Annotated in this window: 22 protein-coding genes and 1 pseudogene; 17 read left to right on the forward strand and 6 right to left on the reverse strand. The window is 46.4% G+C overall.

Annotated features, from left to right (window positions below; translation table 11 throughout):
- Positions 1-62 precede the first annotated feature (62 nt).
- Positions 63-1,661 (reverse strand): aspartate:alanine exchanger family transporter, encoded by a 1,599-nt coding sequence (locus KTG12_RS15380; RefSeq protein WP_046451886.1) that lies wholly within the window; start codon positions 1,659-1,661, stop codon positions 63-65.
- Between the two features lie 127 nt (positions 1,662-1,788).
- On the opposite strand from KTG12_RS15380, the gene truA reads away from it, so the two are divergent.
- Genes truA through KTG12_RS15395 form a run of 3 tightly spaced genes read left to right on the forward strand, consistent with a single transcriptional unit; the run spans position 1,789 to position 4,185 of the window.
- Positions 1,789-2,553: a tRNA pseudouridine(38-40) synthase TruA gene (gene truA, locus KTG12_RS15385; RefSeq protein ID WP_046451952.1), complete on the forward strand. Its 765-nt coding sequence runs from the start codon at positions 1,789-1,791 to the stop codon at positions 2,551-2,553.
- A gap of 58 nt (positions 2,554-2,611) precedes the next feature.
- On the forward strand, positions 2,612-3,508 hold the full coding sequence (locus tag KTG12_RS15390; RefSeq protein ID WP_005641003.1) for a DMT family transporter: 897 nt from the start codon (positions 2,612-2,614) through the stop codon (positions 3,506-3,508).
- 44 nt (positions 3,509-3,552) lie between these two features.
- Positions 3,553-4,185 carry a DUF3256 family protein gene (locus tag KTG12_RS15395; protein WP_022322282.1) on the forward strand — a complete coding sequence of 211 codons (633 nt, stop codon included), beginning with the start codon at positions 3,553-3,555 and terminating at the stop codon, positions 4,183-4,185.
- 17 nt (positions 4,186-4,202) lie between these two features.
- On the opposite strand, the gene KTG12_RS15400 is transcribed toward KTG12_RS15395, so the two are convergent.
- Positions 4,203-4,688: a PepSY-like domain-containing protein gene (locus KTG12_RS15400; protein WP_138272965.1), complete on the reverse strand. Its 486-nt coding sequence runs from the start codon at positions 4,686-4,688 to the stop codon at positions 4,203-4,205.
- A gap of 173 nt (positions 4,689-4,861) precedes the next feature.
- Here KTG12_RS15400 and KTG12_RS15405 point away from each other — a divergent pair, with 173 nt between their 5' ends.
- The 11 genes from KTG12_RS15405 to rodA all read left to right on the forward strand — a co-directional run bounded on the left by KTG12_RS15405 (position 4,862) and on the right by rodA (position 15,614).
- Positions 4,862-5,356 (forward strand): RNA polymerase sigma factor, encoded by a 495-nt coding sequence (locus KTG12_RS15405; RefSeq protein ID WP_022322280.1) that lies wholly within the window; start codon positions 4,862-4,864, stop codon positions 5,354-5,356.
- Positions 5,357-5,373: 17 nt separating this feature from the next.
- Entirely contained in the window at positions 5,374-5,919 is a 546-nt protein-coding gene (locus tag KTG12_RS15410) for a hypothetical protein (RefSeq protein WP_022322279.1), read from the forward strand.
- A gap of 12 nt (positions 5,920-5,931) precedes the next feature.
- Positions 5,932-6,396: a hypothetical protein gene (locus KTG12_RS15415; RefSeq protein WP_005640994.1), complete on the forward strand. Its 465-nt coding sequence runs from the start codon at positions 5,932-5,934 to the stop codon at positions 6,394-6,396.
- 20 nt (positions 6,397-6,416) lie between these two features.
- Entirely contained in the window at positions 6,417-7,328 is a 912-nt protein-coding gene (locus KTG12_RS15420) for an outer membrane beta-barrel protein (protein WP_005640992.1), read from the forward strand.
- 516 nt (positions 7,329-7,844) lie between these two features.
- Positions 7,845-8,033, forward strand: a complete 189-nt coding sequence (locus KTG12_RS15425; RefSeq protein ID WP_005651262.1) for a hypothetical protein — start codon at positions 7,845-7,847, stop codon at positions 8,031-8,033.
- Between the two features lie 162 nt (positions 8,034-8,195).
- A complete protein-coding gene (purH, locus tag KTG12_RS15430; protein WP_005640988.1) occupies positions 8,196-9,719 on the forward strand; it encodes a bifunctional phosphoribosylaminoimidazolecarboxamide formyltransferase/IMP cyclohydrolase in 1,524 nt (507 codons plus the stop codon).
- 107 nt (positions 9,720-9,826) lie between these two features.
- Positions 9,827-10,846, forward strand: coding sequence for a rod shape-determining protein (locus tag KTG12_RS15435; protein WP_005640987.1), 1,020 nt, complete (start codon positions 9,827-9,829; stop codon positions 10,844-10,846).
- A gap of 100 nt (positions 10,847-10,946) precedes the next feature.
- Positions 10,947-11,801 carry a rod shape-determining protein MreC gene (gene mreC / locus KTG12_RS15440; protein WP_005640985.1) on the forward strand — a complete coding sequence of 285 codons (855 nt, stop codon included), beginning with the start codon at positions 10,947-10,949 and terminating at the stop codon, positions 11,799-11,801.
- The gene (mreD, locus tag KTG12_RS15445; protein WP_005640984.1) at positions 11,794-12,312 is read left to right on the forward strand and encodes a rod shape-determining protein MreD; all 519 of its coding nucleotides are present in this window, start codon (positions 11,794-11,796) and stop codon (positions 12,310-12,312) included. Before mreC ends, mreD begins: the two co-directional genes overlap by 8 nt.
- Complete coding sequence (gene mrdA / locus KTG12_RS15450) at positions 12,302-14,179, forward strand: penicillin-binding protein 2 (protein ID WP_005640981.1); 1,878 nt, start codon at positions 12,302-12,304, stop codon at positions 14,177-14,179. Before mreD ends, mrdA begins: the two co-directional genes overlap by 11 nt.
- Positions 14,169-15,614 (forward strand): rod shape-determining protein RodA, encoded by a 1,446-nt coding sequence (gene rodA, locus KTG12_RS15455; protein ID WP_371744995.1) that lies wholly within the window; start codon positions 14,169-14,171, stop codon positions 15,612-15,614. The genes mrdA and rodA overlap by 11 nt, the downstream gene beginning before the upstream one ends.
- Before the next feature lie 13 nt (positions 15,615-15,627).
- Here rodA and KTG12_RS15460 read toward each other — a convergent pair whose 3' ends face one another.
- The 3 genes from KTG12_RS15460 to KTG12_RS15470 all read right to left on the reverse strand — a co-directional run bounded on the left by KTG12_RS15460 (position 15,628) and on the right by KTG12_RS15470 (position 18,849).
- On the reverse strand, positions 15,628-16,152 hold the full coding sequence (locus tag KTG12_RS15460; protein WP_046451890.1) for a gliding motility lipoprotein GldH: 525 nt from the start codon (positions 16,150-16,152) through the stop codon (positions 15,628-15,630).
- The gene (locus KTG12_RS15465; protein WP_046451891.1) at positions 16,079-17,506 is read right to left on the reverse strand and encodes a regulatory iron-sulfur-containing complex subunit RicT; all 1,428 of its coding nucleotides are present in this window, start codon (positions 17,504-17,506) and stop codon (positions 16,079-16,081) included. The genes KTG12_RS15460 and KTG12_RS15465 overlap by 74 nt, the downstream gene beginning before the upstream one ends.
- A gap of 155 nt (positions 17,507-17,661) precedes the next feature.
- On the reverse strand, positions 17,662-18,849 hold the full coding sequence (locus KTG12_RS15470; RefSeq protein WP_005640975.1) for an aminotransferase class I/II-fold pyridoxal phosphate-dependent enzyme: 1,188 nt from the start codon (positions 18,847-18,849) through the stop codon (positions 17,662-17,664).
- Between the two features lie 194 nt (positions 18,850-19,043).
- On the opposite strand from KTG12_RS15470, the gene KTG12_RS15475 reads away from it, so the two are divergent.
- Positions 19,044-20,015, forward strand: a complete 972-nt coding sequence (locus KTG12_RS15475; RefSeq protein ID WP_046451892.1) for a diacylglycerol kinase family protein — start codon at positions 19,044-19,046, stop codon at positions 20,013-20,015.
- Here KTG12_RS15475 and KTG12_RS15480 read toward each other — a convergent pair.
- On the reverse strand, positions 20,000-20,716 hold the full coding sequence (locus KTG12_RS15480) for a tRNA1(Val) (adenine(37)-N6)-methyltransferase (RefSeq protein WP_022321980.1): 717 nt from the start codon (positions 20,714-20,716) through the stop codon (positions 20,000-20,002). The two genes, KTG12_RS15475 and KTG12_RS15480, sit on opposite strands and share 16 nt — an antisense overlap.
- Positions 20,717-20,897: 181 nt before the next feature.
- Between KTG12_RS15480 and lon the strand changes: the two genes are divergently transcribed.
- Both lon and KTG12_RS15490 read left to right on the forward strand, forming a co-directional pair.
- Positions 20,898-23,360: an endopeptidase La gene (gene lon / locus KTG12_RS15485; protein WP_138272982.1), complete on the forward strand. Its 2,463-nt coding sequence runs from the start codon at positions 20,898-20,900 to the stop codon at positions 23,358-23,360.
- Positions 23,361-23,511: 151 nt separating this feature from the next.
- Positions 23,512-24,547, forward strand: a pseudogene (locus tag KTG12_RS15490) (transposase); the annotation flags it as partial.

Consider the following 24,547-nt stretch of genomic DNA (forward strand, 5'->3'; position numbering starts at 1 on the left):
AGAAAATATTATAATTGGCAATGTTTTTGATACGGATTATGAGGTTGCGACCCTCATAATCCTTATACAATCAATGCGGCGATGAACTGGATAAAAAGAATCAGGAACACCATCGCAATTGGATAGACCGTCGCATAGGCGATGCTGGGAGCAGAACTGTCGCTCATCGAATCGGCGGCGGCAAGTCCTGGCGTACTGGTCATTCCTCCTGCGATCGTCCCGATCAAGTCTAAGATGTGGATTTTGAATACGAAATAGCCGAACAAGACAGCCACGATCATCGGTACTATTGTGATTGCCATACCGATTCCGAATAATGTCCAGCCGCTTTCTTGGAATGTCGATACCAGGTTGACACCGGCGGATGTTCCGACCTCGGCGAGGAACAGAAGTAGGCCGATCTGACGGAGTAACTGGTTGGCGGAACCTGACATGGACCAGATGATCGGTCCCGTTTTGCCAATTGCACTCAGGATAAGTGCGACAATCAGGATGCCACCTGTCAGTCCGGGTGAGAAAGAGAAGGAGTCCGAAAACGAAATGTTCAGTTTTCCGAACAATACTCCGAGGACAATACCGGCTGCAATCGGGAAAAAGTCCGTGTCGGAAAGTTTTTTCTCGTCATTACCGAACACCTGTCCCAATTCCTTTATGTCTTCTTTTTCTCCAGCAACCATTAACTTGTCGCCGAATTTCAACATTAATTCCGGTTCGGGTGAGAGGTCGATACCGCTTCGGCGTACACGAGTAACGGTACAATTGAACGTGCGTTGCAGATTCAGGTATCCTAAACTTTTATTAATGACGTTCTTGTTCGTCACCAATAGAGATTGCAATTCCTGAGTGCTGCCAAAAGGAAGGTCGTTCTCTACACGTTCACCGACAAGAAGTGCTAGTTGTTCCAAAGACTTGTCGTTACCGACAGCCTTGATCATATCTCCTTCATGCAAGATGGTTTGCGCTACCGGTATGCTTGTCCGGTCTTTATGTTTTATACGGGAAATGACGGCTCCCGTCATGGAACGAAGTTGTAACTGGGCCAGTGTTTTTCCGAATATATTGGCGTGGGTGATACGGAAAGTCGCCGTATGCAACGGGGGATATTTCCCTTTTCGCTGTACTTCGAGTGCCTTGGCTTCGGCGATAAGGTCTTTGCGCAACAATTTCGGCAATAATTTTATAAAAAGTATCACACCGATCACTCCGAACGGATAGGCGATGCCATAGGCGATGGAAGCGGAGGAGGAGTGCGTGCTGTCGATCGCGACGGCAAGACCTGGCGTACTGGTCAGCGCCCCAGCGATCAGTCCGACGAGGCTCGGCGTATCGATTCCGACCACATATTTAAGTATCAAACCGGTAAGGCTGGCAGATCCGACAATCAGAATCGTTAGTATGATCAATGTTTTCCCTTTCGAACGGAAGGAGTCGAAGAATCCCGGACCCGCTTGTATGCCGATGGTGAAAATGAACAATACCAAACCGAAATTTCCCAGTTCCTTAGGAATGATTACTCCGAAGTGCCCGAATAGGAGAGCGATAAAGATAACGGCTGATACGTCGAGAGAGAGGCCTTTGATCTGTATTCTGCCCAATATGAATCCTAAGGCGATAATCAGGAACAAGGCAAAATAAGACGATTGAAGCAATGTTTCAAGCATGTCAAATAGTTTTGTTGTGAAGATTTATGTTTGCAAAATTACACTTTTCTGCCTGTATAGACAATCCCTTGGCGAGATTTCTGTTACCTTTGCAGCCGAAATCAAACATAAGCAAGGATATCCGGACGTGAACAGATACTTTATATATTTAGGTTATAACGGTAAAAAGTTTTGTGGCTGGCAGATACAGCCGAATGGAATCACTGTGCAGCAATCTATCGAGGAAGCTTTGGCTACGTTGTTGCGCCAACCGGTTCCGATCGTGGGAGCGGGGCGGACGGATGCTGGTGTGCATGCCCGCCTGATGGTGGCTCATTTCGACTGGCAGGAACCGATTGCTGACCTCGCTTTCTTAGCGGAGAAGCTGAACCGTTTGCTTCCCAAAGATATCGCGGTCTACCGTATTGTACCTGTACGTCCCGATGCGCATGCCCGGTTTGATGCTATTTCGCGTACCTATAAATATTATGTCACGACGCGGAAAGATCCGTTCAATTACGAGTTGGTCTATAAGATTCCGGGAAAACTCGATTTCGAAGCGATGAATAAGGCTTGCCCAGTTCTGTTTGACTACATAGATTTCACCAGTTTCAGCAAGCTGCATACGGACGTGAAGACGAACAACTGTCGCATCTATAAGGCTGGTTGGGAGAGGGAAGGCGATGTATGGGTTTTTACCATACAGGCGGACCGTTTCCTGCGCAATATGGTGCGTGCCATTGTCGGTACTTTACTCGAAGTGGGCAGAGGAAAACTGACGGTCGACGGTTTCCGCCAGGTGATCGAAGCCAAAGACCGTGGACGTGCCGGGACTTCCGCTCCCGGATACGCTCTCTATCTGGTCGACGTTACTTATCCCGAAGAACTTTTTCAGTTGGCAGTCGGCTGTTGACTGTTGTGTTTTTCCGGTCTAAAAAATATTATTCAGAAACTTTCAACTTTCAACTGTTATGTGGCTCGGATTAGCCTTCATCTCCGCCTTCCTTTTAGGTTGTTATGAAGTAAACAAAAAAATTTCGCTAGATGGTAATGCCGTTATTCCGGTTTTGTTTTTCAATACATTGATAAGCAGTCTTATCTTTGTCCCTTTCATTTTTCTTTCGTTTTTTACGGATGTGCTCGACGGGACGATGTTGTATGTGCCGCGTGTCTCCTTAGAGACACATGTGGCAGTGTTTATAAAGGCCGTGATCGTCTTGTCATCGTGGATATTCGGCTATTTTGCCTTGAAGCATTTACCGCTGACCATTACCGGGCCTATCAAAGCGACGCAGCCAGTCGTGACGCTGGTGGGAGCCATGCTTGTCTTTGGTGAACGACTGAACCTGTACCAATGGATCGGGGTGATTCTTTCCATTGCCTCTTTCTACCTCCTTTCCTCATCCGGGAAAAAAGAGGGAATCCGTTTTACGCATAATAAATGGATCTTCTTTACCGTCTTGTCTATCCTTACCGGAGCGGCGAGCGGCTTGTATGACAAACACCTGATGGGAAGTCTGGATGTGATGACGGTGCAGGTCTGGTTCAATGTCTACCAGTGCCTTATGATGTTGCCGATCCTCCTGTTTCTTTGGTATCCGCGCCGGAAAAGCACGACACCTTTTGTCTGGCACTGGAACATTATCTTTATATCCGTCTTCCTCTGCGTGGCGGACTGGATTTACTTTTATGCCTTGACTTTTCCCGGTTCGATGATCTCTATCGTCTCGATGGTCCGCCGTAGTAATGTCCTGGTTACCTTCCTTGCCGGTGCTTTGTTCTTCCATGAAAAGAACTTGAAAAGCAAGGCAATCGACCTGTTTTTAGTATTATTAGGAATGATATTCCTGTATCTCGGTACGCGCTAAGGCATATTCTATTACTTTTGTAGATGAAAATTGTAGATTAAGATATGAAACGATTATTTCTTTCTATACTGCTTTGTGTATTTGTGTGGGGGATGAAGGCGCAGGAGATGGATGCGGTCTTTGTCGCCATGCCTGACCAATATGTACCCCAGCTGGAAAATGCCTGGCGTAAGGATTTGATAGATTTGTATAATTCAGGAAAGGAAGCGAAGCTGAAAAACACCATGAACGGCTTTTCCACCTTGAAGAAGCTGACGGACGATTACCTGTTGTTGCAGGTGACGGAGCGCAGCACGGTAGAGATGAAGCTCTTGCCTCTGGTCAATGATACCTATGTCGTTTGTATGATCACGACCGTATACGGTCCTGTTCCCGACAGCCAGGTCGAGTTTTTCACGACAGACTGGAAGCCGTTGGACTCTGCTGATTTGTATACTCCGGTTCCGGTAGAATGGTTTATTAAAGACGATGCCGACAAGAACCGCACCGCCTTTATCGAAGCAACTGCTCGTCTGGACGTGGACTTACGGAAATATTCGCTTAGCCCCGACGACCAGACGTTGACGGTCGAATACACGACCCCCCAATATTTGACGAAAACCGAACGCAAGCAGGTGGAACCTTTCCTGAAGAACACTCCAAAGGTTTATACCTGGGAAAAGTTCCACTTTAAATAAAAGGGGTGGATATAAATCTACCAGTCGTATCCCGGAGCAATGGTCGAACTTTTGATTACGATCTTCGCTTCGGAGTCGAGTATGATATGTATCTCATTGTTGTCTTGTTTCAGTTCAAAATCGTAGAACAGGCCGTCCGGCCGTTCGATTGCCGTGATGTCTTCTATTTTATATTGGTTGTAGGCGGAGTTTTGCAACGCATCCATAATGGCGGCAGGAACGTCGCGGGCGCTGATTTCCCAATGTGTGGAGACCCATTGCTCCTTCGTGTCGAACCATACTTCTTTGTGCAGACTCTTTTCTTGTATATCCACTTCCGTCCCGTTAGTCTCTTTTTCGGATTTCAGGATCGTTGCGGCCGGATACTTCTGTTTCAAGAAGTTCCGGATAGGAGTTGCGACGTTTTCGGCAGGTGTTTTTTGTTTTTGCCGGTTGTTGCTGCATGCGGCGAACAGTGTGAGGCTGCATAAGTACAATAGCAAGACGGATAATTTAGTTTTCATGACTTGTTGTTTTTTATTGTTACTATTCGTGGCGAGTTCCCGATCGAACTCTGTCTCGAAAGAAACAATTCTTTTGTCTTCATGGTTGTCCGCCACGATAATAATATGCCTTTTTTATTTTTTTCGTTTTTCTCATGTTATGTTTTCGTTTCTTTGTCGTCATAATAGTAGAAATGGAACTCGAAACGTTTAAAATAACCGTGCTGCCGCTTCGGGAGAAGTTGATCAATATTTCCTGGCGGATGATGGAGGACAGGTCGGATGCAGAAGACATCGTGCAGGAGACTTTTCTGAAATTGTGGCAGATTCGCGAGAAGCTGGATGGTTATAACAGTGTCGAGGCGCTGGCTGTACAAGTGGTCAAGAACCTGGCGCTGGACAAACTGAAACAGCATCGGCCGGAAGGGACGGATATAGCCTTGCTTTCTCTTGATTCGGGAACAAGGAACCCGGCGGAAGAATTGGAGCAGCACGATACGGTTGCCCGTATCCGTTGGCTGATAAGTAAGCTGCCTTCGCTACAGCAAACCATTATCCGGATGAAAGATGTCGAAGGATATGAATTGGCGGAGATAGCGGAGATCACAGGCACTCAGGTCGAAGCGGTTCGGGTGAATCTTTCGAGAGCCCGGAAAAAGATACGGGAACAGTTAATGAAGGAGTTATGATTTATAATTTGTGATTTATGGGAAAGAGGAATCTACATATGATAGAGGAGTTGCTGGAACGGTATTTCGAAGGTGAGACTTCTGCCGCGGAAGAAAAGCAGATCCGTGCCTTTTTCGCTTCGGGAGAGGTGCCGGAGCATCTGGCTGTCTATGCTCCTCTGTTCGCTTATTTCGACGAAGAAATAGAACGTGATGCGGAAGCGCAAGTTGGCGAACCGGATTTGGGACCCGAACCGGTATCCGTTCCGTTCCGCTCTGCGAACCGGAAGCGTGCAGCCCTTTACCTCTTTTCCGGCGTGGCAGCTTGTGTACTGGCTCTGTTGGGAGTTACCCGCCTGCTGTATCCCGCTGATCCCTGTTTCTGTTCCGACAGCTATGTCGTGATAAACGGCCGTTGCTATACCGATATCCATAAAGTTCGTTCATTGGCGATCGAAGCGTTGCAGGAAGTGGCCACTCCTGCCGATGATTACTTCCCGGAGATGGATAAGGATGAGGCAGACCGCCGAATAATAGATAACCAGTTAAAAGAATTAGGTAGTCTTTTTAGTGAAGACGAATAAAAGAATATCAAGATGAAACAGTTGAGGTATAGGCTATTAATAATGTTGGCTGCTTTGATGCTGTTGCCGACCGGTGTGGGAGCTGCCGAAGCGCAGAAAGACCTGAAGATACAGGATGTCTTTACCCGTTACGGTAAAAAGAGGAATGTCACGATGGTGGAGCTTTCCAATGAAATGCTGGAAACATACGGTATGACGCGTTATAAGAGCATCACGATCAAGGACGATCCGGAAGCTCTTCGCTTTACCCGCCAATGTCTGGAAGCCGATCAGCGGGGAGCACGCAAGATCAAGGAGGTGACCGACGACGGGGGAGTGGTCTCCGCTTATTACCAGCTTCCGGGCAAAGACCCGGACGTGAATCGTTTTGTCCTGTTCAAAGTCAACTCCAAAGGGACGATCACATTGGTCTATATCGAAGGAGAATTGGACAGCGACGACCTGATCACCCTTTTATTTACCAAAAAAGATTTATAAACAGATAAACAAGAAAAGATATGAAAAGATTTTTACTGATCATAGCCGCATGCTTTCCTGCCATCGGATTGCTGGCTGCAGATGTTGAACCGATGCCGGCCGATACGGTCATCCGGTTGGAAAACAAACGTATCGTAGTGAAGGACAACGGCGAACGGATGAAAGTGAAAGTGTATGAACTGACCGAAGAAGGCGATTCGATAGACCGTGAAATGATCTTCGAGGGGCATTACCGGGACGGACAGAGTTACGAACGGCGCAAACATATCAAGTCGATCAATATCCCGATCCCTTCTTGGGACAAAGATTTTGATCCGCACTGGGCAGGCTTCGGCATGGGCTTCGCCAACTTCTCCGGTAGTGACGGGATCAACGACGTAGACGGTGTTTCGCTTCGTAGCGGTAATTCGTTGGAATATAATTTGAATTTTATGGAGTTCAGTTTCCCCTTCTCCCGTTATAGATGGGCGGTCGTGACCGGGGCCGGTATGCGCTGGAGCCGTTATCGGCTGGATATGAATGCTCATTTTCAGGAAGTGGACGGTGTGACGCAGTTGGTTCCTGCTCCCGAAGGCATCGTTTATAATGCCAGCAAGTTGAATATCACCAGCTTGACGATTCCGGTCCTGCTTGAATGGCAGTCGCCTAAACATCGTCGCAAGGCTCCGCGTTTCTTTATCTCAGGTGGGGTGGTAGGTGTGGTCAAAACTATTTCTTCTTCCAAAATCGTCTATCATGATGCGGATGGCGAAAAACGTAAGAAAAAGATGGACCGTGGCATGAACCTTCGTCCTGTAACAATGGATTTTCTTTTTCAGGCAGGTGTCGGTTGCATCGGTTTCTATGCCAAATATTCTCCTTTCGGCCTGTTTGAGAAGGACAAAGGCCCGAAGGTGCATCCAGTTTCTTTGGGATTGCAGTTGCATATTTAATCTTGTTGGGCATCATTCTTTAGGGTAAGGATTAATCATATTGGATGGTTTGAACCGTAACATGGCATAAACTATTTCGAAAGTCATAGTAAACTAATCCAAGACATACATCATATTATTCATATGTAGTACTACCTATCACGAATACGTAGTACTACATATCGTCTATAGGTAGTACTACGTATAGACAATAGATAGTGACTACCAACAGATACTTTGCTATATGTAATTAGTTAGTTCTTGGGGTGTTTTGACTTAGTTGATGGCATGAAACGGCTTAATTTACCAGTTGTCAGAGGTTCGGTTTCAGATAGTGTCGGTAAGGTGTCGGTATCTTTTGCATTTTTCCATATAAAATTCATTTACGGCTCATAGTATTGCCAATATTGAATGTGGATTATAGAACCGCGTTTCTGATATATAGTATGAAAAGAAAGACTTGGGTGTTCGGGATTCAACAATTTGGCCTTCCAGCTTGTTCTATCTCCGTTATTAACAAATAAAACACAGATGATTATGGCTGGAATAATGAACACTTTGTGGGACGAAAGTTCCGAACTGGAGGATGAAATGCTGACGCCGCATCCGATCTTGTCCGATGATTACACGGCTCATGACATGACAAAATTGGACGAAACGATTGAAAAGGCGGAAGAAAACGAGAAGATTATTGAAGAATCGTTGAAAACGTCTCAGGATAAGTAATTTGTTCCCGGCTGTTTCGTAAGTTTGCGGACAGCCGGTTTTTTCGCTTTATGTAGCACTCTTTAATAGTTGGTGATAGGAAATTATTATCATACCTTATATACATATTGAAAATAAATCCCTATTTTTGTGCTCTAAAACATTAAAATAAACCCAACAAAGATGGCTGCAACAAAACGTATTAAACGTGCATTGGTATCGGTATACCATAAAGATGGATTAGATGAAATTTTGAAGAAGCTCCACCGCGAAGGTGTGAGTTTTGTGTCGACGGGTGGTACTCAGAAGTTTATAGAAGAGCTGGGACTCCCGTGTGATGCAGTAGAGGACCTGACCGGCTATCCTTCTATCCTGGGCGGACGTGTGAAGACGCTTCACCCGAAAGTGTTCGGTGGTATTTTGAACCGTCGTGATAATGAAGGTGACCAGGCCCAGATTGCCCAATATGAAATTCCTGAAATAGACTTGGTGATTGTCGACCTGTATCCGTTCGAGGAAACAGTTGCTTCCGGTGCGGAAGAACAGGCAATTATCGAAAAGATAGATATAGGCGGTATTTCTCTTATCCGTGCCGCTGCAAAGAACTTTAAAGATGTAGTGATTGTAGCATCTAAAGCCCAGTATCAGCCGTTGATGCAATTGCTGAACGAAAAAGGGGCTGAAACTTCTATCGAAGACCGCAAATGGTTTGCCAAAGAAGCGTTTGCCGTTTCTTCAGGCTATGATTCTGCAATCTTCAATTATTTCGACGACCGCCAAGGCTCGCATTTCCGTGCTGCCGTGGATGATCCGATGCACTTGCGCTACGGTGAAAACCCGCACCAGGCTGCCAAGTTCTATGGCAAATTCGATAATATGTTTGACCAGTTGCATGGTAAGGAAATCTCTTACAACAACCTGCTCGACATTGACTCTGCTGTAAACCTGATTGACGAATTCGACGAACTGACGTTCGCCATCCTAAAACATAACAATGCCTGTGGTATCGCATCTCGCGGTAACGTGGTGGATGCCTGGAAAGATGCTTTGGCTGGTGACCCGGTGTCTGCCTTCGGCGGAATCTTGATTACGAACACGACTGTAAACAAGGAAGTGGCGGAAGAAATCAATAAGATTTTCTTCGAGGTGATCATCGCTCCGGCTTATGATGCCGATGCCCTTGAAGTCTTGAAACAAAAGAAAAATCGTATCATATTGGTCCGTAAGGAATGCAAGACTTGTCCGATGCAGTTCCGTTCATTGTTGAACGGCGTGTTGATGCAGGAAAAAGACCTTAGCATTCAAGGAGAAGCCGATCTGGAACCGATGACGGAAAAGAAACCGACGGCTCCAGAAGTGGAAGACTTGTTGTTCGCCAACAAGATCGTGAAGAACAGCAAGTCTAACGCGATCACACTGGTGAAGAACAAACAGCTTTGTGCAAGCGGTATCGGACAAACTTCACGTGTGGACTCTCTGAAGCAAGCTATTGAGAAGGCCGTTTCATTCAATTTCGACCTGAATGGCGCTGTTATGGCTTCGGATGCGTTTTTCCCGTTTGCCGACTGTGTGGAAATTGCCGACAAAGCCGGTATCACCGCCGTTATCCAGCCGGGAGGTTCTATTAACGACAAGCTGTCCGTTGATTATTGCAACGAACATGGTTTGGCTATGGTCAAGACGGGTATTCGTCATTTTAAACACTAATTGGAATATTTATGATTTATGATTTATAGTTGATTGGGTTTTCAGTCTGTTTGTGAGTCATAAGTTTATAGGTTATAAATCATAAATGATAAATCAGAAATCAAAAAATGGGATTATTTTCTTTCACACAAGAATTGGCAATGGACTTGGGGACTGCCAATACCATTATAACCTGCAACGATAAGATGGTAGTGGATGAGCCTTCCGTAATCGCTCTGGATGCTCGTTCGGAAAAGGTGCTGGCGGTAGGGCGCCAGGCACGTGAGATGTACGAAAAGACCAATCCGAATATTCGTACGATCCGTCCGCTCCGCGAAGGTGTCATTGCCGACTTCTACGCTGCCGAGCAGATGATGCGTGGATTGATCAAAATGGCCAGCGGACGCAAACGCTGGTTCGCTCCTTCGCTCCGTATGGTGATCGGTATCCCGTCGGGTAGTACGGAAGTGGAAATCCGTGCCGTCCGCGACTCTGCCGAACATGCCGGTGGCCGTGAGGTATATATGGTTTTCGAACCGATGGCAGCCGCTATCGGGGTCGGCATGGATGTGCTTGCTCCGGAAGGAAACATGATTGTAGACATAGGTGGCGGTACGACCGAGATCGCGGTGATTTCGTTGGGGGGGATCGTTTCCAACAAGTCTATCAAGATGGCAGGCGACGACTTGACGAACGATATTGTGGAATATATGCGCCGCCAGCATAATATACGCGTCAGCGAACGTATGGCGGAGCGTATCAAGATCAATGTCGGCTCCGCTTTAAGTATCCTCGAGGACGCTCCTGAAGATTTTGAAGTCTGCGGTCCGAACCAGATGACGGCTCTGCCGATGAAAGTGCCTGTTTCCTACCAGGAAATCGCACATTGTTTGGACAAGTCGATTTCAAAGATTGAAGCCGCCGTTCTGAGCGCGTTGGAACAGACGCCTCCTGAATTGTATGCCGATATCGTAAAAAACGGCATCTATCTGGCCGGTGGCGGCGCTTTGCTGCGTGGTATCGACAAACGTTTGCGCGACAAGATGGGGATCGAATTTCACGTGGCAGACGATCCTTTGCATGCAGTAGCAAGAGGTACGGGGATTGCGTTGAAGAATATCGACAAGTTTAATTTCCTTATCCGGTAAATATAAGTTGAAAGTTGAGAGTTGAAAGTTGAAAGTAAACAAGTGGTGTACTTGCTGAATATTCAACTTTCAACTTTCAACTTTCAATTTTCAACTGATTATGCGTAAACTCCTGGATTTTTTAGTCAGAAAGAGGCATTGGTTCCTATTCATTTTGCTAGAGATCATATCGTTGACGTTGGTTTATCGCAATAATGCATATCAACGGAACATTATGTTCAGTTCGGCAAATGTGATAACCGGACATATTACTTCTGTTTCCGGCTTTGTTACTTCCTACCTGAACCTGCGTGATATAAATCGGGAGCTTCTGGAGCGTAACGGACAACTTGAAATGGAGTTGCTAGAGTTGCAGGACCAGTTGGAGATGATGCGGGCCGACACTGCTCTGTTTGTCGGTTTTGCACCTGACTCGACCGGACAGTTTCCGTATAGTTTTGTGATGGCGGATGTCGTGAACAACAGTGTTACGTATTTATCCAATTATATTACGGTGAACAAAGGCCGTAAGGATGGAGTGGAGCCGGACATGGGAGTTGTGTCTGAACGGGGTGTCGTGGGAATTGTGTCGACGGTTTCCGACCATTTTTCCGTTGTAATCCCTCTGTTGAATCCGAAGTTCAAACTGAGCTGCAAGGTGTTGGGGAGTAGTTATTTCGGAACGTTGAGCTGGAACGGGCGTAATGCGCGTTTTGCCAATCTGGACGAGTTGCCGCGCCACGTGGAGTTTGAGAAAGGAGATACGATCGTGACGAGCGGTTATTCCGCCATTTTCCCGTCTGGGATTATTGTGGGTAAAGTCGTGAATTTCGAGAAACAGCATGATGATAACTTTTATTCGCTTGAAGTGGAATTGGCTACTGATTTCCAGGCCTTGAATAATGTGCGTATCATAAAGAACTATCGTCAGGCAGAGCAAAAAAATACAGAACGGGAGGCGAAAAAGAATGATTAACAATATACTGCGGGGCTTCATTTATTTTGTGGTGCTGGTGTTGGTTCAGGTTTTGATCCTGAACAATATCCATTTCCTGCGTGTGGCAACGCCGTTCTTGTATCTTTATTTCATACTGAAAATGCCAGTGGGGAGCTCACGGACGAATGTGGTGTTTTTCTCTTTTCTGATCGGGTTGACGATTGATGTTTTTTCAAATACGCCGGGAATGCATGCGTTTGCTTGTACGCTGGCCGGTTTTATCCGTCACTCGTTAATTCAGTTATTGATGGGAAAAGACCTGCCGGAAGGGATTAATCCCTCTTACAAAACGTTCGGATATGGCGGTTTTTTCCGCTATACGCTGCTTTTTGTCGTGATTCATCATGTGGCGTTGTTTTTGATTGAGTCGTTGACATTATTCGATCCGCTGTTCCTGGCGATCCGCATCGCGGCGAGTGTGGTGACGACAACCTTGTTAATTTGTACAATAGAAGCATTCAATATAGGGTCCCAGAAAAGTGGAGATTAATACGAAGTATACTCTTGAGAACAGGCGTTTCGTGATTGGTGGCGCCGTTGTTCTGTTGGTTCTCATCTTTATCATTCGTTTGTTCTTTCTGCAAGTAGTGGACAGCGACTATAAAGCGTGGGCAGACAGCAATGCGTTTCTGAAAAAGACACTGATCCCTTCCAGGGGTATCATTTATGATCGCAACGGGAAGCTGCTGGTTTATAACCAGCCTTCTTATGAAGTCATGTTGGTTATGCGTGAGATTCAACCGTTCGATACGCTTGATTTCTGCAATATCCTCGGTATTACAAAAGAGCTGTTTGTAAAACGTATAGCTGAAATTAAGAACAGGCGGTTGAATCCCGGCTATTCTTCCTATGTCCCGCAGGTGTTCATGAATCACCTCTCCGCACAGGAATGCGGTGTTTTGCAGGAAAAACTGTATAAATTTCCGGGTTTTTATATTCAGAACCGTACAATCCGGGAATATGAATATCCTTATGGAGCCCATCTGTTGGGTAATATTGGGGAGGTGAACCAGGGGGATATCGAGAAAGATCCTTATTATGTGCAGGGAGATAATGCCGGACGTTCAGGTGTGGAATTGTCTTACGAAGAGGCTTTGCGCGGCGTTAAGGGTGTGGAGATTCTGTTGCGTGATGCGCATGGACGTATAAAAGGGCGGTATGAAGAAGGCCGCCACGATGTGGCTCCCGTGTCTGGTAAGAACCTGACGCTTTCGATCGATATGGATTTGCAGGCTTTGGGTGAGAAGCTGATGCAGAACAAGAGGGGTAGCATTGTCATGATCGAGCCGGAAACCGGGGAGGTTCTGTGTCTGGTTTCTTCGCCTTCTTATGATCCAAACTTGTTGGTCGGTCGCCAGCGGGGAAAGAACCATATCATGCTGTCGAAAAATTCGGACAAGCCTTTGCTGGATCGTGCCATCATGGGGCGTTATCCGCCGGGATCGACATTCAAGCCGACACAGGCGTTGACTTTCCTTCAGGAGGAAGTGATTACGACAGAAACCTTGTATACTTGTGCACATGGATATACAGGGGCTCGGAACGGCAAACCGGCCTGCCACGGCCATGCTTCTCCTCTGAATGTGACTTATGCGCTGGCTACTTCCTGCAACTCCTTTTTTTGTTGGGGGTTGCGTGATATGATCGATAGCCGTCGGCGTTATTCGAGTGTGGGAGAGGCGTTTGAAGTTTGGAAGAATTACTTGGTATCTATGGGATACGGTTATAAGTTGGGCATTGACCTGCCTGGGGAAAATAGAGGCTTTTTGCCGAATAGCGAGTATTATAATAAATATCACGGTAAACGTTGGAGTTCCAGTACCGTCATTTCTATTGCGATCGGGCAGGGTGAAGTGTTGGCTACGCCATTGCAGATTTGTAATTTGGCGGCAACCATCGCTAACCGGGGATATTTTATTACTCCGCATGTCGTGAAGGAGGTACAGGACACCCCGCTGGATTCCCTTTATACGGATAAACGGTACACGATGGTGGAACGCAAAAATTATGAAATCGTAGCCGAAGGTATGAGGAATGCCGTTATAGGCGGAACTTGTCGGGGAGCGGCTATAACGGATATCGAAGTCTGCGGCAAGACTGGTACGGCCGAAAATCCGCATGGGAAAGATCACTCAGCTTTTATCGGTTTTGCTCCTTATCGGAATCCGAAGGTGGCCATCTGCGTGTATGTGGAGAATGGTGGTTTCGGTGCGACCTACGGCGTGCCGATCGGCAAATTGATGATGGAGAAGTATCTGAAAGGCGAAATCTCGGAGGAGAACAAGTTGCTGGAAGAGACGATGTCGAATGCGGTTGTATCGCCAAACGTTTTATCTTTACCGAATCGTGAGTTATAGGAAGACGGAAATATGGAAGACGGTTGACTGGTTGACGATTATCCTTTATGTGGTGTTGGTCGTTGCCGGCTGGTTCAGCATCTGTGGTGCTAGTTATGAATTCGATAACGTGGGGTTATTTGACCCGTCGGGCCGTCCCGGTTCGCAGTTGATGTGGATGGGATTGTCGGTAGGGTTGATCTTTGTGCTCTTGATGCTTGAGAGTGAGTTTTTTGATGTTTTTGCCTATCTGATATATGCCGGTTTCATCGTGTTGCTGATTGCTACGATTTTTCTGGCTCCGAACATAAAAGGTTCCCATTCGTGGCTTGTTTTGGGACCTGTCAGGTTGCAGCCGGCTGAGTTTGCCAAGTTTGCGACGGCACTTGCTGTCGCGAAGCTGATGAATACCTATGGTTTCAAGCTGACTGTTCCTAAAAACTTTATAGCCGTCTTGTCGCTAATATTTCTGCCGATGATTTGCATCCTGCTGCAGCAAGAGACAGGTTCGGCACTGGTCTACTTGGCTTTCTTCTTGATGTTATATCGGGAGGGGATGTCGGGATATATTCTTTTGTCGGGAGTCTGCGCGGTTGTCTTTTTTGTCACCAGCATGAAGTTTTCGGATGTGACGGTGGGAGATACGGCGGTGGGAGAGTTGCTTGTCTCTTTTCTGATCCTGTTGATCACGGTTATCCTGATACAGATAGAAAGGAAAGATACCCGTGCAATACAGGTGATATTGGGGACTGCGGGTGTTGCTTGTTTAGGAGGGTATGCCGCTTCTTTCTTTATGCCGGTCGATTATTCCCTGATATCGATCGGGGTGATCTTGCTGGTTGCCTGTTATCTGGTTTTTCTTTCTATCCGCAACTGGGCGTGGCATTATGTGTTGATCGCAGTTTTTGCATTGGGATCATTGGCTTTTATGTATTCGGTGGATTATGTGTTTACCGATATCCTGGAACCGCATCAACAGATACGTATCAAGGTTTCATTGGGATTGGAAGATGATCCGAGCGGTGCCGGCTATAATGTGAATCAGTCGAAGATCGCGATCGGTTCTGGTGGACTTACCGGAAAAGGCTTTCTGAACGGTACGCAGACCAAACTGAAGTATGTTCCAGAGCAGGATACCGACTTTATCTTTTGTACGGTAGGTGAAGAACAAGGGTTCATCGGGGCTTCTGCGGTCTTATTGTTGTTCGGATTTCTGATCCTGCGCCTGATTGTGTTGGCGGAGCGGCAAAGTTCCACTTTCAACCGGGTGTACGGCTATAGTGTCGCTTCTATCTTTTTCTTCCATTTGGCCATTAATATAGGGATGGTGACGGGGCTTACACCTGTGATCGGCATTCCGTTGCCTTTTTTTAGCTACGGCGGTTCTTCCCTTTGGGGATTCACGATCCTGCTTTTTATCTTCCTTCGCTTGGATGCATCCAGGAGGGAACGGTAGGGCTAAGGGCTGCTCACTTGGTCGGGCGAACCGAGAAACCGATTTCTTGTATTCCTTTCAAAGCATCGTCGCGCATCCCTTGGCGGAAACTGAACGTATATTGTCCGGCATGCGGAAACTTATATTGCGAATGAATGGGAAAACTGCTTTGGTATAAGGAAATGCCATGTCCGTGCCATTTGCCGAATTCGTCGGCAAGCATGCATTCGATGGTGTCCCGGCGGAGCGGGCCGATCGGCTGCTCTTCACTGCAGAAAAGCCATAAGTTCTGATAGGGGTACAAGTTATTGTTCCTTACTTCCAGTGTCAGGTCGTAAGGAACAGATATATCTTTCACCTCGAAGGTGAAATAGTATTCCTTGTCCTTTTCCCACGTGATATTGTTGATCGCCTGGTATTGGTCGTACAAGGCTGGGTTTTCGCAGGAAAAGAACAGAGAACAAGTCAGTGCGGCAATGACTCCTTTAAGCTTCCGGCTTTGTGTCCGGCTTGCTTTCCGGTTTGGCAGCAGGCTTAGCTTGTTGCTGAGGTTTGTCATTATTCGGTTGCTTATCGTTATTTACTCGGTTCGGACGCGGTCTGTTACGGTTGTTTTCGCGGTTCTCCCGTTCGCGGTTGTTCTCCCGGTTTCCGCTGTTACGGTTGCGGTTTCCGTTTCTGTTCCCGTTTCCTTTGCCGTTTTTATTTTCGTTGCCGGTGTTGCCGTTCGCTTTTTCTCCGTTGAAAGGTTTGCTGTTCCCTTCGTTGCCGGTGTTGGCAGCGGCTTCTTTCGGCAGGTTTTCCTTGTTGCCGTTTCCGTTGCGTTTCTTTTTCTTCTTTTTCAGGGAAGCATCGAAACGGGTAACACTGTCTTGCCCCAGGATATCCTGCGCATCGCGTTTGGGCGGTTGCGGCTTGGTATCGGCTTCGAGCGTGACAGGCTTCATGCCTTTCTTGTTCATGTTGATCACATCGAAGGCGCGGTTGGCTGGGATTGTAATCAGGTTGGCCGCGAACGATTTATCGGTAGAGTAGGTGATTTCCCGTTTGAAGATATCCGTTTTAAAGTGATAATAGGTATTGTCCTTTGTTTCCAGCACCACTTCACGGGACGGTAAGCGTTTTTGCGCTTCCACATAGGCGTCCACTTCATAGTTGATGCAGCATTTCAGCTTGGCGCATTGGCCGGCCAATTTCTGGGGATTCATGGATATATCCTGATAGCGGGCGGCTCCGGTGGCTACAGATACGAAACTCGTCATCCAGCTTGAACAGCACAACTCGCGCCCACAGGGGCCGATACCTCCGATGCGTCCGGCTTCCTGGCGGGCACCAATCTGTTTCATTTCGATGCGGACACGGAATGCTTCGGCGAGTACTTTGATCAACTGGCGGAAGTCGACACGCTCGTCGGCAATGTAATAAAAGATCGCCTTATTGCCGTCACCCTGGTATTCCACATCCCCGATCTTCATATTCAGTCCCAAATCGGCAGCGATCTGGCGCGAACGGATCATTGTGGCGTGTTCCTTGGCCTTCGCCTCTTCGTATTTCTCGATATCGGTCGGTTTGGCTTTACGATACACCTTTTTAGGTTCATTGCCTTCGCCAGTGCGGACATTGTTCTTTTTCATCTGGAGAAGGACGAGCTTGCCGGTCAGTGTCACAGTCCCGATGTCATGCCCTGGGCTGGCTTCCACTGCGACTAAATCTCCTTTTTCCAGAGGTATCTTGGAACTGTTGAGGTAATACCCTTTGCGGGTATTTTTAAACTGCACTTCCACGTAATCGGTAGCGTTTGCCGCATCGGGCACGTCGCAAAGCCAGTCGTAGGTGTTCAGTTTATTATTTTGTATCTTGCTGCATCCTTTTTTACCCATGCAGCAACTTCCTGTATTTAATTTAAAATCCATTTGTCTGGTATATATAGTGTATTTATAGTGCGTACAATTACGCAAAAATAGTCAAAATATTTGGTTCGTAGCAAATGAAGAATGAATTATAAAGAGAAAGGGCAAAACAGAATGTTCCGTTTTGCCCTTTTTGGTATTAATTTGTCCATGCTGATTTATTTGACCAGACCGTGACTTTTAAATACTTTGTGAATTGCTTCTAATGCGTAGTCGAGCTGTTCAATTGTGTGAGTCGCCATCAGTGAGAAGCGGATCAGCGTATCTTCAGGCGCAACAGCCGGAGATACGACTGGATTTACGAAAATACCGGCTTCGAACAATTCCTTTACGATCAGGAATGTCAGGTCGTTGTTACGGATAAACAATGGAATGATCGGTGTTGAGGTATGGCCGATTTCGCACCCCATATTACGAAATCCATCCAAGGCATAGTGGGTAAGTTTCCACAGGTGTTCGATGCGTTCCGGTTCGCTCAGCATAATATCGAGTGCTGCGCCGGCCGCAGCTGTAGCTGCTGGAGTATTACTTGCACTGAATATATAAGAGCGGGAGTTATGGCGGAGATAGTTGATCGTCTCTTTGTCCGAAGCGATGAAACCGCCGATGGAAGCAAGCGACTTACTGAATGTACCCATAATCAGGTCTACATCGTCTGTTACTCCGAAATGATTACAGGTTCCACGACCGTGATCGCCCAGAACACCCAAACCGTGGGCTTCGTCTACCATTATGCTTGCGTTATACTTTTTGGCTAACGCAACGATTTCCGGTAATTTGGCAATGTCACCTTCCATACTGAATACACCGTCGATAACGATCAGCTTTACCTTGTCGGGTTCGCATTTCTGGAGTTGCTTTTCTAAGGACTCCATATCATTATGCTTATATTTCAGTTTGGTAGAGAAGGAAAGACGGTGTCCTTCGATGATGGATGCATGGTCTAGCTCGTCCCAAATGATATAGTCTTCACGTCCTGTCAGGCAGGATACAACACCCAAGTTTACCTGAAATCCCGTAGAATAAACAATGGCATCTTCTTTTCCGACAAATTCGGCCAGACGTTTTTCCAACTGAATGTGCAAATCCAACGTCCCGTTCAGGAAACGCGAACCGGCACAACCTGTACCATATTTCTTAATGGCATCAATAGCCGCCTCTTTTACTTTCGGATGGTTTGTCAGGCCCAAATAGGCGTTAGAACCAAACATCAGGACTTTTTTACCGCTGATCATTACTTCCGTATCCTGATCACTTTCAATCATTCTGAAGTATGGATAAATTCCTGCGGCCATAGCCCGCTGAGGTGCATCGTACTTTGATAGTTTCTCTTGTAAAAGTTTCATATTATAATTAACAGAGAATGATTTTCTCGCTACGTTGTTATTCTAAAAGAACCCAGGTCTGCTTACTACATAATATCTATGTTTCGGCAAATCCAGCCGCAAAAGTAGTAAAAAAATAACTTATAGTAGCCGAAATGCTTTAAAAGTTTTACAAAAGCATTATTTTTGTCCTCTCAAAGTAAGTAGCAGTGAGAATGGAGGGACAAACAATCAATATACAGGCCATTATAAATCCGATTTCGGGTGTCGGTTCGAAAAGAAAGATTCCGAAAATGATTGAAACCGCTTTTGCGGGCGAAAATTGTTGTGTTGAAATTTCTTTTACGGAATATCCCGGACATGCCAGCGAACTGACGCGGCAAGCCCTCGATAAAGGAGCCAATTGTGTGATTGCCGTCGGGGGAGACGGGACTGTGAACGAGATTGCCCGCGCCATGCTCCGTTCGGATGCCGTGCTGGGGATTATCCCGAAAGGTTCCGGCAACGGCCTGGCTCGTGAATTGCATATTCCGATGGATGTACGCCGGGCGATCGACCTGATCATAAAGGGGCACGTCTCGACAATCGACTGTTGCAAGGCGAACGGACGTATCTTTTTCTGTACCTGCGGAGTCGGTTTCGATGCGGCGGTCAGCCAGAAGTTTGCCGGTGAGAAACGTCGCGGGTCGCTTACTTATATAAAAAACACGGTGGAGGAATATCTGAGCTACAAACCCGAACCTTATGAACTTTTGATCGATAACCAGACGGTTAAGGAAAAGGCGTTTTTGGTGGCTTGCGGGAATGCTTCGCAGTATGGTAACAATGCGTTTATCGCTCCTCATGCCAATATCCAGGATGGCAAAATGGATATTACAATCCTTTCCCCTTTCGGTCCGCTGGACATTGCACCGTTGGCTATTCAGTTGTTTACGAAACAGATCGACCGTAACAGCAAGATCAAGACATTCAAAGGAAAAGAGGTGACTATCATCCGTCAGAATCCAGGAGTCATGCATCTGGACGGAGAGCCGATCATGGCGGACAGCCGGATCGAAATCTCCGTTCTTCCCAAATCATTGAACGTATTGACTCCGGAAACTGTTTCTTTTACGGAGGAGGTACAGAATCTGTTTGGTGAAGTAACCCGTTTTTTCGATAAGAAACTCCCTTACATCTTTAGATAAAAGTCTTTGGTTAGATTGATATATTCGTCAGTATACCGATGTCTTGCAATCTCGATGGTCAGCCGATCGGAGAAGGCGGGAGAGGCGGGTGGCTCTGATGTCAGTTCGGCCAACAGTCGTTTCGGTTGTGCATCGGGTACGGGGATGACGGAGACTTCCTTCGAAAGAAATAGATTTTGTGTTTGAATACAATCCGTAAGACGATCTTTCTGGTCGTAAGGCAGGATAAGGGCAATACGTCCTTGTGGAGCAAGCAGTTTGCGACTGTACTGCAACAAATCTTCTAATGTCAGCGTATCGGTGTGGCGGGCCGTGTTCCGTTGTAGGTTCGGGCATTTCAATGAATCGACGAAGTAAGGAGGGTTGGATACAATCAGGCCATATAGATGCGTGCTGGCTTGTGCAAAATCGGCCAAGTCGGAATGAAAGACATTTATCCGTCCTGCAAAAAGGGAAGATTCTGCATTTTCTTGTGCTTGAAGACAGGCATCGGCATCTATGTCAATAGCGTCGACAACCGCCTTGCTGCGTTGTGCCAGCATCAGTGCGATCAGTCCGGTTCCTGTCCCGACGTCCAATATGCGGCTGCACGATTCCGTTCCGGCCCATGCGCCAAGCAGAACTCCGTCGGTTCCTACTTTCATCGCACATTTGTCATGACGGATGGTAAACTGTTTGAATTGGAAAAAAGGATTTGACATAGCAATTGATAATTGATAATTGACAATTGGAGTGGACTGAATAATTGTCCATTGTCATTGTCAATTGTTTTGTGCAAAAGTAGTCAGAATTGAGTTAAAAATAGTAACTTTGGCACGTTTATTGTATAAATGAAGAATTGCGGGCGATATAAGAATATTCCGCAACTATGACAAAGAATATATGAAGAAAGATAAAGTAACGATGTTTGCCGAGGAGTCGTATAACGACTTGGATGATAATATTGGTATCGTAATGCCTATCCTCACAGATTGCGATGTTGATGAAGATTTTACTGAAGGAATGGAGAAAGTGGGAGAGGAATTGCCCATTCTTCCGCTTCGGAATATGGTACTGTTTCCGGGTGTAGCTATGCCGGTGATGATAGGCCGCCCTAAATCTATGCGCCTGATCAAGGAGGCCGCCCACAAGAAAAGTCTGATCGGAGTGGTTTGCCAGAAGGATATGAATACGGAAGATCCGAAGATAGAAGATTTGTATGCGACGGGAGTTGTGGCCGATATTGTCCGCGTGCTCGAAATGCCCGACGGAACAACAACCGTGATCCTGCAAGGTAAGAAGCGTTTCCAATTGGAAGAGCTTTCTGCTTATGATCCTTACCTGATCGGAAAGATCAAATTGCTCGAAGACGTCATGCCGGACAAGTCCGACCGTGAGTTCGAGGCGCTTGTTTCGACTATCAAGGATTTGACGATCAAGATGCTCGGAGCTGCCTCTGAACCGCCTCGCGACTTGATATTTTCAATAAAGAATAATAAAAATATTCTCTACCTAATCAATTTCTCTTGTTGCAATGTTCCCAACGGATCGTCTGAAAAACAAGATTTGTTGTTGATTGGTAACTTGAAAGATCGTGCGTACCGTCTTTTGTTCATCCTGAACCGGGAGTATCAGTTGGTGGAACTGAAGACGTCCATCCAGATGAAGACGCACGAGGATATTAACCAGCAACAGAAGGAATACTTTCTTCAGCAGCAGATCAAGACAATTCAGGAAGAGCTAGGAGGAAATATCAATGATTTGGAAATAAGGGAATTGCGAGAGAAAGCTGCCAAGAAAAAATGGTCGCCGGCTGTAGCTGAAACGTTTGAGAAGGAGGTGCGCAAGTTGGAGCGCCTGCATCCGCAATCTCCGGATTTCTCTATCCAGACGCAATATGTGCAGGCGATTGTCAATCTGCCATGGAACGAATACAGCAAGGATAATTTCAATCTTGCCCATGCACAGAAAGTCTTGGATCGCGATCACTACGGGTTGGAGAAGGTGAAAGAGCGCATCATTGAACATTTGGCGGTGTTGAAACTGAAAGGTGATATGAAGTCACCCATTATCTGTCTGTATGGACCTCCGGGAGTTGGTAAGACTTCGTTGGGAAAATCGGTTGCAGAAGCTTTGCACCGTAAGTATGTCCGAGTTTCGTTGGGCGGTTTGCATGATGAGGCGGAGATACGTGGCCATCGTCGTACCTACATTGGTGCGATGTCCGGACGTATCATTCAGAACCTTCAGAAGGCTGGAACCTCAAACCCTGTGTTTATCCTTGACGAGATCGACAAGGTAACGAATGATTTCAAGGGCGATCCCGCTTCTGCGTTGCTTGAGGTGTTGGATCCGGAGCAGAACAATGCATTCCATGATAATTATCTGGATATAGATTATGATTTGAGCAAAGTTATGTTTATCGCAACTGCCAATAATCTGAACACGATTTCCCAGCCGTTGTTGGACCGTATGGAGTTGATCGAGGTGAGTGGTTATATCATGGAGGAGAAGGTAGAAATCGCTGCCCGTCATTTAGTTCCGAAGCAATTGGAGATTCACGGTTTGTCGAAAGGAAAAGTGAAGTTCCCGAAAAAGACATTGCAGGCGATCATCGAATCCTACACCCGTGAGAGTGGTGTGCGCGAATTGGATAAAAAGATTGCCAAGATCATGCGTAAGTTGGCTCGTAAGCTGGCGTCCAGCGAAGAACTTCCGGCACAGATACGTCCCGAAGATTTGCATGATTACTTGGGTGCAGTCGAATATACCCGTGATAAATATCAGGGAAATAACTATGCGGGTGTCGTAACCGGATTGGCTTGGACAGCTGTTGGCGGTGAAATCCTGTTTGTGGAATCCAGCTTGAGCAAAGGAAAGGGCTCAAAGCTTACTTTGACAGGTAACTTGGGTGACGTGATGAAAGAGTCTGCCATGTTGGCACTCGAATATATTCATTCGCATGCCGGACTGTTCGGGATCGACGAAGGTATGTTTGAAAATTGGAATGTCCATATCCATGTGCCTGAGGGGGCGATTCCGAAAGATGGTCCGAGTGCGGGTATCACGATGGTCACTTCATTGGTGTCAGCCTTTACGCAGCGTAAGGTGCGCAGTAACTTGGCTATGACCGGCGAGATTACGTTGCGTGGTAAAGTTCTTCCGGTAGGTGGTATCAAGGAAAAGATACTGGCTGCTAAACGTGCCGGAATCAAGGAACTGATCCTCTGCCAAGAGAATAAGAAAGATATCGAAGAGATTAAGCCCGATTATCTGAAAGGGCTGGCTTTCCACTATGTGGATGATATCCGCCAAGTAGTCGATTTGGCCTTGTTGAAGGAAAAGGTGGCTAATCCGTTGTTCTGAAAATACATAGGGACATTCATTAAATATTATAAAATCAGCCAATTAATTCATACACAGGGTGTTGTGAGTTAATTGGCTTTTTTGTATCTTTAGGTATTCCCCTGAAAACAAGATTTGACGGCCAAAACGGGGGAAATATCCAAACTAAGATATGGCGAAGATACAAAATATTTCAGGAATTCACTCTACTTTGGGTTTTCCAGAATTTGATATTCTGGAAAACTATCGCAAGAGTTTTCATGAGAGTGAGCTTGGCAGGCTTCATTCGTTGTTTCCGTTTGATTGTATGGTAAAATCCGCAGGCTTGTCGGACCGGCACCTGGGTCGTAGGAACATATTCAGCCCTTCCACAAAGATCGCCCTTATGGTCCTGAAGGCATACACCGGATTCTCCGACAGGCAGCTGGTGGAATATCTGAACGGGAACATACACTACCAGATGTTCTGTGGAATCATGATAAACCCATCGTTTCCCATAATCAACTTCAAGATAGTCAGTGTTATCCGTAATGAGATAGCATCCCGCCTTGACATTGATTCCTTCCAGGATATCCAGGCTTCACACTGGAAACCTTATCTCGATAACTTTTACGTCTGCATGACCGATGCCACATGCTATGAGAGCCACATGCGTTTTCTAACGGACATGAAACTCCTTTGGGAAAGCATCGAATGGCTCTACAGGCATATATGCCGGCATTGCAGGGATCTCTGAGCATAAGGCGTCCGTGCAACAAATACAGGAATGTGGCGGAATTCTATCTGTCCTACTGCAAGAAAAGAAAGAGGAGAGCTTCAAGGACAAGAATGCTTAAGCGCCGTATGATCAAGCTTCTTGAAAAGCTCCTCAGTTAAAGGGATGGGATCCATAGCGAGTACGGTGCTTTACTCCGATATACACAGGATTACCAGAAGCGTCTTTCCATCATCAGAAAGGAGCTTGTATAGGAAAAGGAAATGTTTGAAGGGCGGAAAGTCGGTGACCGCATCGTCAGCATTGGCCGTCATTATGTACGTCCCATCGTCAGAGGCAAGGAAACCAAGTCTGTCGAGTTCGGTGCGAAGGTCAATAATATACAGATAGACGGCATATCGTTCATCGAACATCTCTCGTTCAAGGCATTCAATGAGGGTATACGCTTGAAGGACTGTATCCGTATGCAGCAGAAGCTGATGAATGTAAGGGT

Origin of the sequence: Parabacteroides sp. MSK.9.14, assembly GCF_019041495.1 — a bacterium.
Classification (GTDB): Bacteria; Bacteroidota; Bacteroidia; order Bacteroidales; family Tannerellaceae; genus Parabacteroides; species Parabacteroides merdae.